The organism is Deltaproteobacteria bacterium (assembly GCA_017302835.1).
Taxonomy (GTDB): Bacteria; Bdellovibrionota; Bdellovibrionia; order Bdellovibrionales; family Bdellovibrionaceae; genus UBA2316.
In genome coordinates, this window is sequence record JAFLCC010000008.1 from 1 (window position 1) to 13,255 (window position 13,255).

Here is a 13,255-nt window from a genome sequence, read left to right on the forward strand (position 1 = left end):
ATAACCTGAGATGCCTGTTGGTGGAAGTGCGGGATCAGGATTATGTGGAGTGAAATGGCCGCAAAGACTTGAAATCAGCTTTACCAGAAGCACAGTCCACATAACCCAGCGCTTACCATAACAGATGGTATGTGGTGCTCGACATAACATCTGAAACTTAAAATTCATTTCGAGAGTAATGTAGTTATTTTGATTTTGTTCCATATGTGATCTCCTTTTACCCCCGCCGAAATGCAGGAGAAGGAGTCACATTGTGGGACAAGCACTAACCATTTTTTTCACTTCAGTCTGAGATAGCTTAAGCGCTTGGATGACATCGAACCTTTTGCAGTTTTGAATCTGGTTTGAAAAAGTGTCTCCACGGAAAGTTATTTTGTAAGATCGCTCGCTATAGCGTTTTCCTAATCCTCCCTTCGCATCGGTCTGCGCCAGGGCCAAGCGGCTTTTTCCTGTCACGCCCTCTGCCCCTACCGCACCTCTCGGGTGCTCTCGTGTGTCGGTCGGGGCAAACGCCTTCGCTCTCTCAAACTTCTCTCTTCGTGGCCTTGCCCTTTGTGAAAGGCCCACTCGATAGAGAGCGAAGCCAAAAACAAAATAACTTTCACAAGGAGAAAATCATGGAAAACATAGTTCAAAATAAACCCGTTCAAGCAACACAAATCACTCAAAGATTCAGCGCAAACCCGCAAGTATATCTCAACTCTGATCGTGGCAGTATCACGCACCGCTTGGGAGCAGATCTAAAAATAGAAATGCCCATCAATCTCTACAAAAAAATTCTTGGACTTCCTTTCGAAAAGAAGGAGTCAGTTCAATCGTCAGAGACCACTCGTCGTAATATCTACGGCTTAGTTGCTCGACCCGTGATTTTTCTCAGTCAAGACTGCAATTACCTTGTCCACAGCGTTCTTGGAATTCGTATTTCAAAGCATGTTAACTACTACAAACAAATCATTGGAGCCGAATACACTCCAAAGTCTAAGACCGCATAAGCGGTTCGAGATCACCTGGAGGCATTTGCTTCCAGGTTTAAATACTCACAATAGACAAACTTGCTTCGCAATTTTGATTTCATTTCGAATCGCGCTTTTCACGTCTTGCAAATTCGATTTCTCTTTTCACTGAGTCCCGCCAGCCCCTTCGAGTCTGTCATGCCTCATGATCGGCCCTCACGGGCCTAAGCGAGAATTCGAGCAATCCGCGCCAATCACTCTTAATTTTTCCCCCGCCAAGCAAGCTTGGGGCGTACCTGGCAGGCGAAAAATGTTTTTATAAACCATAGAAGGAGAAGAATTCATGAAAAACCAAGAACAACAAACCAGTCCTCGAATTTACGTCGCATGTTTAGCAGCCTACAACGCAGGACAACTGCATGGCGAATGGATCAATGCTGACCGAGAAACACACGAAATTCTGGCCGACATCAAATCTATGTTGGAAAGATCGCCGGAATCCCGCGCCGAAGAGTGGGCAGTCCACGACTGCGAAGGCTTCAATTCTATTTCTCTAAGAGAGTGTCCCGATATAGAGCGCGTTTCAACTCTTGCAAAACTGATTGTCGCACATGGCGAACCATTTTCGATCTGGTATCAGAACCAAGATGGTAGCTACTTTGAAATTTCGGAACTTGAAGAAATGTTTTTAGAACAGTGGCAGGGGTCTTTTGAGTCTGAGACTGACTTCGCATTTAAACTGCTCGAAGAATCAGGGCAACTGAGCGAACTTCCAGCCTGGGCTCAAAACTATTTTGATTATGAAAGCTACGCCCGCGACCTCCATTTAGGTGGGGATTTTTCTTTCACACGGCACAATTGTCAGACCTACGTTTATCGTAATTGTTAGAGGCGTACTTTCTACTTTTTCCTCGACGGAAGGATTCAGTGCGGACAGCATTTTCGTGCAGTCCGCCTTTTCGTTTATGCAGCATTCGCAGTTTGCGATTGCTCTACCAGAAACCCAGAAAATTCTTTTGTAAGCATGAAGCCTGTGAACTCATCGCGGGAGATAGGTCCACGGATTTCTATATACCGATGTCGCAGTTGCTCTTTGCGGTCTTCGTTCGACAAGGACTGATCTTGCAGCTTTTTGATGTGTTCGTCAGACACAAGATCAAGTGCAAGACTTAGCAATTGATCGACCTTAATCTTGCGACCGGCTTTCTTCTTATTTGCGGAAAGCAAAAGTTTTTCTGCCTTCTTTTGGACCTCGGGATTGATGCGAATTGATTTGGGTTTTTGATTCGACTTTAAATTTGTTTTTGTGCTTTTAGATTCCATTGTTTGCTCCGTTTAATTTTATATTTTGTTAGTTCGTTTGAGTTTCTTGCGATACATCGCCCTTGATTTCGATAACGCCTTGGCTTTTTGGTCGCCTCAAAATCTGAGACATGACTGCACGAATGGCGGCGAGTTGTTCATCATCCATGAAACCAATCATTGATACACAGTCGTCTTTAAAACTGAGAACTGTCTTGTTGCCTGCGATCTTGTCGAACTGCTCCATCGTGTAGCCATAGGCTCGCACCATTTGCTCCACTCGAAAACCTTCAACGGCGCGTTTGCCATTTTCAAAATGGCTAATCGTTGTGTGGGTGACTCCCACTATAGAGGCGGCCTGACGTGTCGTCAGACGTGCGTTTTCGCGCAAACGCTTTAGAACATTTGCGACACTTTCATTTTTGTTTTTGGTTGCTGGCTGCATGTTTCTTGTCTCCTTTGGTTGATGCTTTCCAGACATCGAACTTGGAAACTACGAAACGCTGTTGTTTTGAGAAGTTAGCTGGTGGTTTCCAGCTTTCCAACTTCCTGAATTTTTCTATTTTTTCGTAGCACAAAAGTAGCACTGAAATAGCATAACTCAGGAATTTTGGCGTATTCTCGCGTGACGATGGACGAAATCGAACCGAATCGCTCGTTAAACTTTATCTCTTTGTAATTGCTGTTTTCTTTTTAATTTTCGCGGAGTTAAGAATGTGAAACTTGAGTCATCTGCGAGCGGTCCGAAATTTCATTTTACTTAGGTGTAAAATGGCGGAGGATGCGAGATTCGAACTCGCGTTACGCTTTTGGCGTAAATTCGCTTTCCAAGCGAACGGATTCAGCCACTCTCCCAACCCTCCGATTGAAATCGTCTTAGTAGTTACCTTTAGCAAAAAAAAAAGACAAGTTTTAATTTATACCTGCTTAAGAATAGTTGCTTCTTTATTGGGATATTTTTTAGTCATAATTACTAAGAAAATTAATCCAGGAAGGGCAATCAAGGCACAAGTATAGAAGAAATTTCCCCAGCCGAGGGCTTTAACCATATGGCCCGAAAACCCCGAAAAGAAATTTCTTCCGAGTGTGGCTATACTCGATAAGATGGCATACTGAGTTGCTGTATACTGCCGGTTCGTAATGGAAGCCATATAGGCCACAAAAGCAGCAGATCCCATACCCGAAGAGACATCTTCAAAAATCACGGTTAAGGCCAGTGCCCAACGTTCTGGGCCTACATAAGTAATGAGCGCAAAAGAACCAGTAGATAACGCCTGAAGGATTCCAAAAATCCATAAGGATCTGAGAATTCCAATATAATAGATAACAACTCCACCGATAAATAACCCAACGAGTGAAGAAGCTAAACCGAATGTTTTAGCAATTAAACCAATATCGGTTTTTTCAAAGCCCATTTCTTTATAGAAAGGATTTAACATTGAGCCAGAGAGAGCATCACCTAATTTGAAAAGTAAAACAAAAAGAAGAATGACAAGGGAACCGTCTCGGGAAATAAATTCTTTAAATGGACCAATGACAGAGTTATAGAAACTTTTATCCTTAATTTCAAATGGAGGAGGTTCTGGGGCATAAAAAGTGGCGATGATTCCCAAAAACATTAAAAGAGCCATGATTAAATAAACGATTTGCCAACTGAAATGATCAGCCATGGCTACGGCTAACCCCCCAGAAATCAGCATGGCTATTCGGTACCCATACATTGTCATTGTTGAGCCAAGTCCAAGTTCAATTTCATCTAGATATTCTCTACGAAAGGCATCAATGGCAATATCTTGTGTGGCACTGAAAAAGGCAACTAGAAGAGCCACAAAGGCCATTGTGGAAATTGATTTTGCAGGATCTAGCTGGCCTAACATGAATATCGACGCCACTAGCCCTATTTGCATTAGGACTATCCAGGATCTTCTTCGGCCAAAGCTCCCAATGGAAAGGGAATCAAGTAAAGGTGACCAAATAAATTTCAAGGAATACATCATGCCTACCCAGCTAAAGTAACCGATCGTAGTAATATCTACTTTGGCTTCAGCAAGCCATAGTTTTAAAGTGCCTCCGGTCAAAAGCAAAGGGAGTCCGCTGGAAAATCCAAGCAATAAACAGATCAACATTTTTTTGCTAAATAATTCTTGGATAATATTTTTTTTTGTAGCTGACATTTCTTCCCTTAAATTGAATGGATGGCTTGTAGGTGATTTATTTTGTGCATTTTCCACAACAAATGACTGATGTAAGGTCTTCTTTGTTCACCGGTTGTGACCATTAACAACTTTGTAATTTTTAAATCATCAGGATCAGTAAATAGCAAAATAAGCATTTCCTGAATAAAATTTGTATTCAGTGTGATGTAGTTATCAGTGCCGACACCTAATTGAACCCCCTTTTTTTCCCACCAGGAAAAGGGATGGTCTTTATAGTCAGTAAATCTTCCAGTTAATTTATTATTCGAAGAAGGCAGTGATACTAACGTAACACCTTTTTGTAAGAGTCGATTTAAAACATCATGTTGATAATGTTCGACCTCCCTAGCCGTGTGAAACTTTGCTTTTAAAAATAAAATTTCGTCTTCTGGAGACAAGGGAACTCCATTAATAAGTTTATCTAAAACGGTGCGTTTACTTCCCCAATCAAGTTCTGCCAGTTCATGAGCGACAGAATCTGTTTTATCTAGAGCTTCTGACGATTTATTTTTTTTGATCACCTCTTGATAGAGGCGATGAAAATAGTAATTTGGATTTATGCCTAAACTTATTCCGTGCTCCAAGGTATCAATGTGCCAAATATTCATGGCATTATCTACAGCTTGAATCCCTTTCTTAAGCGTATGAAAGGTTTCTCCATGATGGGAACGTATTTTGAAACCACGGTATTGGAGTTTTCTAAATCCAGATTGTAATTCGTTAAAATGTTCCTTTCTATACAACTCCTTTTCGTCGCCAACGGTATCAACATCAGTTAAATAAGGTTCTAAAAAGGGATATTTATCAAGCATATGCACCAACTCATTAACTTGGGCCATAAAATGAGCTTTCCTGGATTTAAATCGCAAAGGGTCAAAGTGATGTAATTCTTTTCTGAAAGAAGGTGACAATATAAAATTAAAATCTGGATGAGCTGATTTGAATTTCATAAAACCATCATATAGGCCCAGAACCACGTCTTCGGGAGTTATATTTTGGACGCCAGGAATCTGTTCAGAGGTACTGGAAGAGGATCTGGATAATGAAAATTTGAGCCTGACTTGTCCAACATTATATTTCGTATAAAGTTCAGTAGCTAAATGGAAAGCCGCTTCCGCATGTACTTCTCTGGTAATAAAAATTAACTGAGGTAAATATAATATTTTTAAATAAGTTGAAAACCCCTCCCCTTCTTTAAGGCGAATGAGCTTGTCGATATCACTGGGAGAATTTAATGAAAGGGTTTGTAAGCCATAAACTTCCTTGAGCTTATCTTCGTAAATTTTTCTATTTGGACCGTCCAAGAGCTTTTCAATTTTTGGAAAAATAAAATCTGCAGTTATGGCACCCGTTAAATGAATATGCTCTTCCTTGTATTTTAAGGGAAAATTCTTAAAAAAATCAAACAAGGCATCTGAAACGGGATGGTCTAGTAATTGTGTGATTGAAATTTTATTTATTTGAAATAAATCGATAAGCTCTCTAAATTCTTTTACCAAATTAAAGGCATCATGATGTTTTTGTAAATTAGAAGTAAGCAGTAAGTCTAAAGTGTTTTTCAGACTCACTCCATTAGTTTCTCCGATAATATTAGTGAGATGCTTAACTAAAATTTGTTGCGGTGTTCTCATCGTTTTTCCTATTTTGGGATTATTCTTTTATACATCAGTTGGTGAGGACCAGTTTGAGGAACATCAAATACCTGTGCATGGGGAAGAAAGCCATTGCTTCTATAAAAAGAAGTGGCCCTTATTCTGGCATGACACCACAATAAGTCACAGCGTTTTACTTTTAAATAATCAAAGACGGTCATTAAAACAAAACTACCAAACCCTTGACCTCGAAAATTCGAATCCGTTGCCATCCCCCTAAGACGATATGGATTTCCAGACGAAAACTCAAAATAAGATTGTGGGAAAATGGTTGCAATAGAAACAATGTTTCCATTATAAAACAAACCGAAATGTTTAGTTTCAGTATTTCCATCTTCAGGGTACTGACACTCTGGTTTTGCTAAAAAAGGCCTCAAGCTTCTTTGTCGAAGATCTAATGTTTGTTCTTTGGTGATAAAATCAATTTTGTAGTTTGATATCATTTTTTAAATATAGAATTTTTAGAAAGATAATTCTATATTTAAATATTGAAGCCAATTATCTGGAATTTGTCCACGCTTGAATTCGTAATCCACAAAAGGTAACCAATGTGGCATTTTTGGCTCTGCCAAGAGAGGCATTTTCGCTTGAGAAGGGGTACGGTTTGCTTTTCTTTGATTGCATTCTCTGCAAGCTGTTACGACGTTGGTCCAGCTTTTTTCACCTTTTTTTGAAGCGGGAATGACGTGATCCAAAGTTAACTGTCTCGGGTGAAACAAATCGCCACAATACTGGCACTTGTATTGATCTCGTAAATAAACATTTTCTCTACAAAATCGAACTGTATTTCTATTCTTTTGTCGGATATAAGACTTCAATTTTAAAACACTTGGTAAAGGAAATTTAGATTTTGCGGATCGGGCATAGAAAGAATGGTATTCTAAAACTTCTACTTTTTCTTGAAACCAAAGAACAATTGCTTTTTGCCATGTCACAATACGCATTGGCTCATAACTGGAATTCAATAACAAAGACCTAAAGTTCATTAAACCCCCATGACATAGTATCCTTTGATTATACTGCTGTTTTCTATTGCATTTCAAGGGGGATCTATGATTTATAGACTGTCGATAAGGAAAATTTATGAATCCTAAAGTTATTGCTTTTAGTTACACGCTAAGATCCGCTAATGGCGAGGTTCTGGATGTCTCAGATGAAAACAATCCCTTGCCTTTTTTAGAAGGTGCCGGTCAAATTATTCCTGCCTTAGAGAAGCAAATTTTACTTCTTTCAGAGGGAGACAAAAGAAAAATCGTGCTGTCGACAGAGGAAGCCTATGGGCCTCAAAAAGAAAATCTAGTTATGGATGTGGATCGTTCTGAATTTGCACATATACCTGATTTAGAAGTTGGATCTTATTTGCAATTAGATTTAAAAGATCAAATTAAAGTGGTAAGAGTTATTAAAATGACTCCAGAGAAGATCACTCTTGATGGAAACCATCCTCTCGCTGGACAATCACTCGAATTTGATATCGAAGTGGTACTTGTGCGCGAAGCAACACCTGCTGAGATCTCTCACAAGCACGCGCATGGATTACATGGAAATATGAGTCATCATTAAATTTAGGTAATAAGGTAAATCAAGGAGAAGTAAATGCCATCATTTGATATTGTGTCTGAAATTGAGATTCAAGAAATTGACAATGCTGTAAATCAAGCTAGAAAAGAAGTTGAAGGGCGATATGATTTTAAAGGGTCCAAGGCAGAAATTCTTTGGGAAAAAAAGGAAATTAATATTTCAGCGGAAGATGAATACAAGGTTGATGCCATCAAAAATATTTTGCAAACAAAGTTGCTTCGCAGAGGAATAGACATTAAGGCCTTAAAATTTGATAAAATTATTGAAGCGGGCGGCAGAATGTTAAAACAAAAAATTACTTTGATTCAGGGAATCGAAAAAGAAAAGGCAAAAGATTTAGTGCAACTCATCAAAGATGCCAAGCTAAAAGTCCAGCCTCAGATTGTTGACGAAAAAGTGCGAGTCACTTCAAAAAGCATTGATGAACTCCAGGCAAGTATGGCTGTCATTAAAAGTTCTAATTTTGCCATTCCCTTGCAGTTTAATAACATGAGGTCTTAGAGTGTTGAAAAGCGATAGACTTTTCAAATGTATTTGTGTAGCCTAACCAAGCTTATTTTTACAAAAAATACGCAAAGTGAAACAAAAAGAGAAACAATAAAAACAATTTGAAAAATAGGTGCAGTGTACAAAACGTGTACCTAAAAAAAGGTAAGAAAGAGAAAGGGAGGATTCATGGGGAAAAAAATTTACGTAGGTAATTTATCATTTTCCGTGAGCGAAGAGCAGCTGTCATCAACATTTTCACAATTCGGAGCCGTTGATTCAGCTAAAATTATCACAGATAGAGAAACTGGCAGAAGCAAAGGTTTTGGTTTTGTTGAAATGGCAGTGGATTCTGAAGCAGATCAAGCTATTGAAAAGTTAAATGGGACTGACTTAAGCGGCAGAAATATGAATGTTTCTGAGGCAAGACCACAGGAAGACAGACCCCGCAGAGGTGGCGGTGGAGGTTTTGGAGGCTCAAGAGGCGGTGGCGGTCGTGGTGGAGGTTATGGAGGCGGCGGTGGCCGTGGTCCAAGATCAGGTGATTACTAAATTTATATTATTTCTATCTCGAATAGTTGTGGCCCTTTGTTGGCCACTTCTAAATTTGATTTATGCTCAAAATATTCCCCAAGATTCCATTGAAAAAAAAATTGTGTTTCTGGGGGATTCGTTGACAGAAGGGTATGGTGTTGAGATCAGTTCAACCTACACCTTTCTCCTTCAAGAGAAAATAAAATCTGAAAAACTGAAGTGGAAAGTGATTAATGCTGGAATCAGTGGATCCACAACAGCCTCAGCTAAAGGTCGAATTAACTGGATTTTAAAAGATAAGAACAGACCGTCTCTTTTTGTGGTCATTTTGGGGGCAAACGATGGACTCAGAGGCCTCAATGTTGAATCTGTTAAGAAAAACATCCAGGATGCAATCGATCTTATAAAAAAAGAAAAAATCCCAATTATTCTTGGCGAAATTTTTGTTCCTCCAAATTATGGTAAAGACTATTCAGACAACTTTAAAAAAATATTTGTCGAGTTAGCAAAAAAGAATAACATAATATTAATGCCATTTATTTTATTAAAGATAGCAGGAAAACCTGATTTGAATTTGCCAGACGGAATCCATCCAAACGAAAAAGGTCATCAGATAGTTTCTGAAGAAGTTTATACTTTTATTCGTCCCTATTTAAAATAATGATGCTATCATGATTCAATGATAGAAGTCGTCGATTTAAACAAAAGTTTTATTCAAAATCAAAATGTCATATCCATTTTAAATAATTTAAATTTGACCGCAGTTAAAGGCGAGAAGATTGGCATTGTTGGACAATCTGGAAGTGGAAAAACCACTTTTTTAACTCTTATGGCTGGCCTGGAAAAACCCAATTCAGGAAATATTAAAATCAATGGAACAGATATTGTTTTATTGACAGAAGAAGAACTAACCAAATTTAGATCTCAAAATTTAAGTATCGTTTTTCAACAATATCATTTGATATCTCATTTAACAGCTCTTGAAAATGTGATGCTTCCACTTGAAATCATCCGTACAAAGTCCCATGAGGCAAAAGAGAAAGCCGTTAAATTATTAACAGAAGTTGGTTTAGAAAAAAGAATGGATCATTTTCCCTCTCAACTTAGCGGCGGAGAATGTCAGCGTGTGGCTATCGCAAGGTCCTTAGTCACAACACCTAAAGTGATACTAGCCGATGAGCCCAGTGGGAATCTAGATCAGGAAACAGGAGCCAAAGTCATGAGTCTTTTTATGCAAATTGTGGAAAAATATGACATCACTACTTTATTAGTTACCCACAATATGGAGCTCGCTCAAGTATGTAATAAAGTATATCGATTAAGCCAAGGTAAATTCGAGAAAATTAAATGATTATCTATGCATTAAAAGAAATCATTAGAAAATGGCAGTGGAGTTTGATTTTTAGCTTCAATTTATCTTTTGGTTTTATTGGGTTTATTAGCTTATTATCTTTTCAAAACTCCATAGAGAACAAAATACAATTAAACGCGAAACAAATTCTTTCTGCTGATCTATCAATAAATGCCAGAAAAAAAATTAACCCTGTTGAAATTGAAAAAGCAAAAAAAGTACTAGATAGGTTAGAAATAAAAACAGTGGCCACTTCTTATTTTGTTGAATTTATTGCCATGCTTAAAACGGAAGATAAATCGCATTTAGTATCAGTTAAAGCTATTGACGAAAATTATCCCTTATATGGTAACTTAGAATTAAAGTACACTCCGGGTCCGTTTTCTAATAATAAAAACTTAATTCTTGAAGAAAAAATATTTTTATATAGTGAGTTGCAAGAAATTCTTTCTTTAAAAAGATTTCAATTAGTCAAACTGGGAAAACTAAATCTTCACGTTGAAGACTTCATTGTTAAGGACACAACCCAGACATTTAAGTTTGTAGGGATTGCCCCAAAAATTTTTATTCATCAAAAACTTTTAGACAAATCTGATTTATTAAAATTCGGAAGTACCTTTAGTGAGTCTTATCTTTTTAAATTGAAGGAACCATTTAATAAAGAAGTTTTGTTGAATGAAATGTTGAAAGCCATTGAAGACCCGGCTATTCAGATTGAAACATCAGAAACAGCGTCTAAAGACTCTGCAAGACAATTGGGCTTTTTAACAGATTTTTTAAATTTAATTGCCATTGTTTCCATTTTACTTTCAGCGCTAGGAACTAATTTTTTGTATCAAGTTTTCATATTTAAAAAAATCAAAGATTATGCCATATACAAAAGTCTTGGGCTAAGTAAAATGAGCCTAAGAAAATTATTTGGGTATCAAATTTTTTTCCTAAGTATGATAACCATTTTATTATCTTACTTAGGCGCCCGAGCCTTTATTCCTGTACTAAGTTTTTTTTTCGAAAAAACACTATCGATGTATTTAACGGTGACAATCCCAAATTATGTGATAGCCCTCAGCTTTCTCATTGTGCTCTTGACCTGCTTTATGGTTGCTATTCCTTTTCTGCTTTCTCTTGAAAAAATCAGTCCCGCCAAGTTATTCAGTGAAGAAAAAATGAATTTAAATATTAGTTTTCGTTCTCGAATACCACAATTATTAAGTGTTTTTCTTATTGGTATGCTTTCCTTCTATTTAACGAGATCATTTTATATGAGTGGTATTTTTATATTATCACTTATAGGAGTTACAATTGTTTCAATGGCCTTAGCTTTTTTTGGAATTGGAATCCTAAATCTTATTCATTTTGAAAATTGGATATTAAAATACAGCGTCAAATCAATAGTTAGAAAAAAGGCGTCTTCAATCATTATTTTTAGCTGTATTACTTTAAGTGCTTTATTGTTAAATATTTTACCACAAGTAAAGAAATCGATTCAAAATGAATTTATGGTTTCTGAAAATTCTTCCTTGCCGTCTATGTTTATCATAGATATTCAAGAAGAACAGATTAAACCATTACAAGATATATTGATAAAAAATAATAAAAAGTTAGATAATTTGTCGCCTCTTATCAGAGCTCGAATTATAAAGATTAATGATAATCCCTATGAAAGAAAACTTAATTCTGGAGTTTTTTCAACTAGGGAAGAAGAAAGGGAAGCTCGGTTTAGAAATAGGGGCGTCAATCTTACTTACCGACATGAAGTTTCTAAAGTCGAGGAAATCGTTGAAGGAGTTCCGTTCAGTGAATACAAAGATGAGATTCCTGGTTTGTCTGTAGAATATAAATATGCCGAACGACTTGGGTTGAAAATTAATGATAGGATTACATTTGATATTCAAGGGGTTGAGCTTGTTGCTAAAATTATAAATCTTCGCAGGATTAAATGGATTTCATTTCAGCCTAATTTCTTTATTTCTTTTGACGAGGGTGTGTTAACCGATGCACCTAAGTCCTTTATTGGAATTGTAAATAATGTGGATCAAACAACCACAAATAAATTAATTTCTGATATTTCAATGAATATTTCAAATTTGTCTATTTTTGACGTCAGAATGCTTGTGAAGGATGTTTTAAGTCTTGCTGACCAAATCACTTTTTCCATACAATTGATGTCTCTACTTACAATGATCACCGGATTTGTTATTTTATCATCAATTATTTATTTGCAACTACATGAACGTAGATGGGAAATGAATTTTCTAAAAATTTTAGGCGCTAATTTTTGGGATATGTTACTTTATGTTGTTTTAGAATTTAATTTAATAACTTTTTTAGCCGCTCTGTTAGGAGTGCTTATCAGTTTTATGATAAGTTATATTCTTGTAAAGGTGCTATTTCAAACATCATTCACTTTTGAAATAGCTGACTCCGTTTTCTTAATATTGGGGGTATCATTGATCAGCATTATTCTTTGTTGGGCCGTAAGTTTTAAAATTTTAAAAGAGAAATCAAGTCGTATTTTAAATGAAGGTTAGGAACTGTCCAATTTATTTCTAGTAGGGACCTAAGAATACTTTGCTGAACCTTATATAATTTTTCCCTTACTTAGAGTATATAACTTAAAGTTATATTTTTTAAGAGCTGCTTTGTATTTGGCATCGAAGGGATCCGTTTCAATAAATATATTTTCATTGGTATCCCAGACTTTGATTCTTAATTTATCGTTAGTATAGTCGTTAGAGGCCGGATTTCTATTAGAAATAAATGTTTTTTCTCTTTGAACGATATCAAAATAGCCGTCGTTATTAACATCTTCAATCCAACCTTCTTTGAGCATTCTAATTTTAGATGTTTTAGACATGACAGCAAAATCATTAATTATCAATACGATCGAATCGCCTCGTTTTACAGTTAAAGTATAAAAAGTTAAATCTTTCGACTTTATGGCCTCAATTTCAAAGGACTGATTTTTTTTTCCTTTGAAAATGCTGACGGATTTAGAGTTAATATATTTATATTTTAATTTATCAATCTTAAAACGACCCTGAGTAAAATGAATTCTATTTCTGAAAGAAAACTGATCGGCAATTGCAGTGTGAGAAAAAATTAACAATCCAAAAAAAAGAATTATAAATTTCACTCAAGTCTCCTAACGTTACCTTTGGCTGTATTTATTGTAGAAGAAAAAACATATAAACACAAATC

17 protein-coding genes and 1 tRNA gene are annotated in these 13,255 nt (G+C 36.7%); 8 read left to right on the forward strand and 10 right to left on the reverse strand.

Features of this window, described 5'->3' with window-relative positions; translation table 11 throughout:
- Nucleotides 1–204: hypothetical protein (locus J0M15_10170; protein ID MBN8537407.1), on the reverse strand; the 204-nt coding region annotated here is incomplete at its 3' end.
- Between the two features lie 42 nt (nt 205–246).
- On the reverse strand, nt 247–456 hold the full coding sequence (locus J0M15_10175) for a hypothetical protein (GenBank protein ID MBN8537408.1): 210 nt from the start codon (nt 454–456) through the stop codon (nt 247–249).
- A 161-nt stretch (nt 457–617) separates the two neighbouring features.
- Here J0M15_10175 and J0M15_10180 point away from each other — a divergent pair, with 161 nt between their 5' ends.
- Nucleotides 618–992, forward strand: coding sequence for a hypothetical protein (locus J0M15_10180; protein MBN8537409.1), 375 nt, complete (start codon nt 618–620; stop codon nt 990–992).
- Nucleotides 993–1,296: 304 nt separating this feature from the next.
- On the forward strand, nt 1,297–1,842 hold the full coding sequence (locus J0M15_10185; protein MBN8537410.1) for an antirestriction protein ArdA: 546 nt from the start codon (nt 1,297–1,299) through the stop codon (nt 1,840–1,842).
- 74 nt (nt 1,843–1,916) lie between these two features.
- On the opposite strand, the gene J0M15_10190 is transcribed toward J0M15_10185, so the two are convergent.
- From J0M15_10190 to J0M15_10220, 7 genes are all read right to left on the reverse strand, one after another.
- Nucleotides 1,917–2,276, reverse strand: a complete 360-nt coding sequence (locus J0M15_10190) for a hypothetical protein (GenBank protein MBN8537411.1) — start codon at nt 2,274–2,276, stop codon at nt 1,917–1,919.
- 28 nt (nt 2,277–2,304) lie between these two features.
- Entirely contained in the window at nt 2,305–2,700 is a 396-nt protein-coding gene (locus J0M15_10195; protein ID MBN8537412.1) for a helix-turn-helix domain-containing protein, read from the reverse strand.
- A gap of 327 nt (nt 2,701–3,027) precedes the next feature.
- Nucleotides 3,028–3,118: transfer RNA gene (locus J0M15_10200), tRNA-Ser, on the reverse strand.
- Nucleotides 3,119–3,172: 54 nt separating this feature from the next.
- Nucleotides 3,173–4,429: an AmpG family muropeptide MFS transporter gene (locus J0M15_10205; protein MBN8537413.1), complete on the reverse strand. Its 1,257-nt coding sequence runs from the start codon at nt 4,427–4,429 to the stop codon at nt 3,173–3,175.
- A gap of 8 nt (nt 4,430–4,437) precedes the next feature.
- On the reverse strand, nt 4,438–6,081 hold the full coding sequence (locus J0M15_10210; protein MBN8537414.1) for a hypothetical protein: 1,644 nt from the start codon (nt 6,079–6,081) through the stop codon (nt 4,438–4,440).
- Nucleotides 6,082–6,089: 8 nt separating this feature from the next.
- Nucleotides 6,090–6,545, reverse strand: a complete 456-nt coding sequence (locus J0M15_10215; protein ID MBN8537415.1) for a GNAT family N-acetyltransferase — start codon at nt 6,543–6,545, stop codon at nt 6,090–6,092.
- Between the two features lie 18 nt (nt 6,546–6,563).
- A complete protein-coding gene (locus tag J0M15_10220) occupies nt 6,564–7,088 on the reverse strand; it encodes an HNH endonuclease (protein ID MBN8537416.1) in 525 nt (174 codons plus the stop codon).
- A gap of 97 nt (nt 7,089–7,185) precedes the next feature.
- Between J0M15_10220 and J0M15_10225 the strand changes: the two genes are divergently transcribed.
- The 6 genes from J0M15_10225 (at nt 7,186) to J0M15_10250 (ending at nt 12,585) form a co-directional block, all read left to right on the forward strand.
- Nucleotides 7,186–7,665, forward strand: a complete 480-nt coding sequence (locus J0M15_10225; GenBank protein MBN8537417.1) for a peptidylprolyl isomerase — start codon at nt 7,186–7,188, stop codon at nt 7,663–7,665.
- A 33-nt stretch (nt 7,666–7,698) separates the two neighbouring features.
- Nucleotides 7,699–8,184, forward strand: coding sequence for a YajQ family cyclic di-GMP-binding protein (locus tag J0M15_10230; GenBank protein ID MBN8537418.1), 486 nt, complete (start codon nt 7,699–7,701; stop codon nt 8,182–8,184).
- A gap of 174 nt (nt 8,185–8,358) precedes the next feature.
- Complete coding sequence (locus J0M15_10235; GenBank protein MBN8537419.1) at nt 8,359–8,721, forward strand: RNA-binding protein; 363 nt, start codon at nt 8,359–8,361, stop codon at nt 8,719–8,721.
- On the forward strand, nt 8,630–9,364 hold the full coding sequence (locus J0M15_10240; GenBank protein ID MBN8537420.1) for an arylesterase: 735 nt from the start codon (nt 8,630–8,632) through the stop codon (nt 9,362–9,364). The genes J0M15_10235 and J0M15_10240 overlap by 92 nt, the downstream gene beginning before the upstream one ends.
- An 18-nt stretch (nt 9,365–9,382) precedes the next feature.
- A complete protein-coding gene (locus tag J0M15_10245; GenBank protein MBN8537421.1) occupies nt 9,383–10,054 on the forward strand; it encodes an ABC transporter ATP-binding protein in 672 nt (223 codons plus the stop codon).
- Entirely contained in the window at nt 10,051–12,585 is a 2,535-nt protein-coding gene (locus J0M15_10250) for an FtsX-like permease family protein (protein ID MBN8537422.1), read from the forward strand. Before J0M15_10245 ends, J0M15_10250 begins: the two co-directional genes overlap by 4 nt.
- Nucleotides 12,586–12,635: 50 nt before the next feature.
- Here J0M15_10250 and J0M15_10255 read toward each other — a convergent pair whose 3' ends face one another.
- Complete coding sequence (locus J0M15_10255; protein ID MBN8537423.1) at nt 12,636–13,190, reverse strand: hypothetical protein; 555 nt, start codon at nt 13,188–13,190, stop codon at nt 12,636–12,638.
- Nucleotides 13,191–13,255 lie beyond the last annotated feature (65 nt).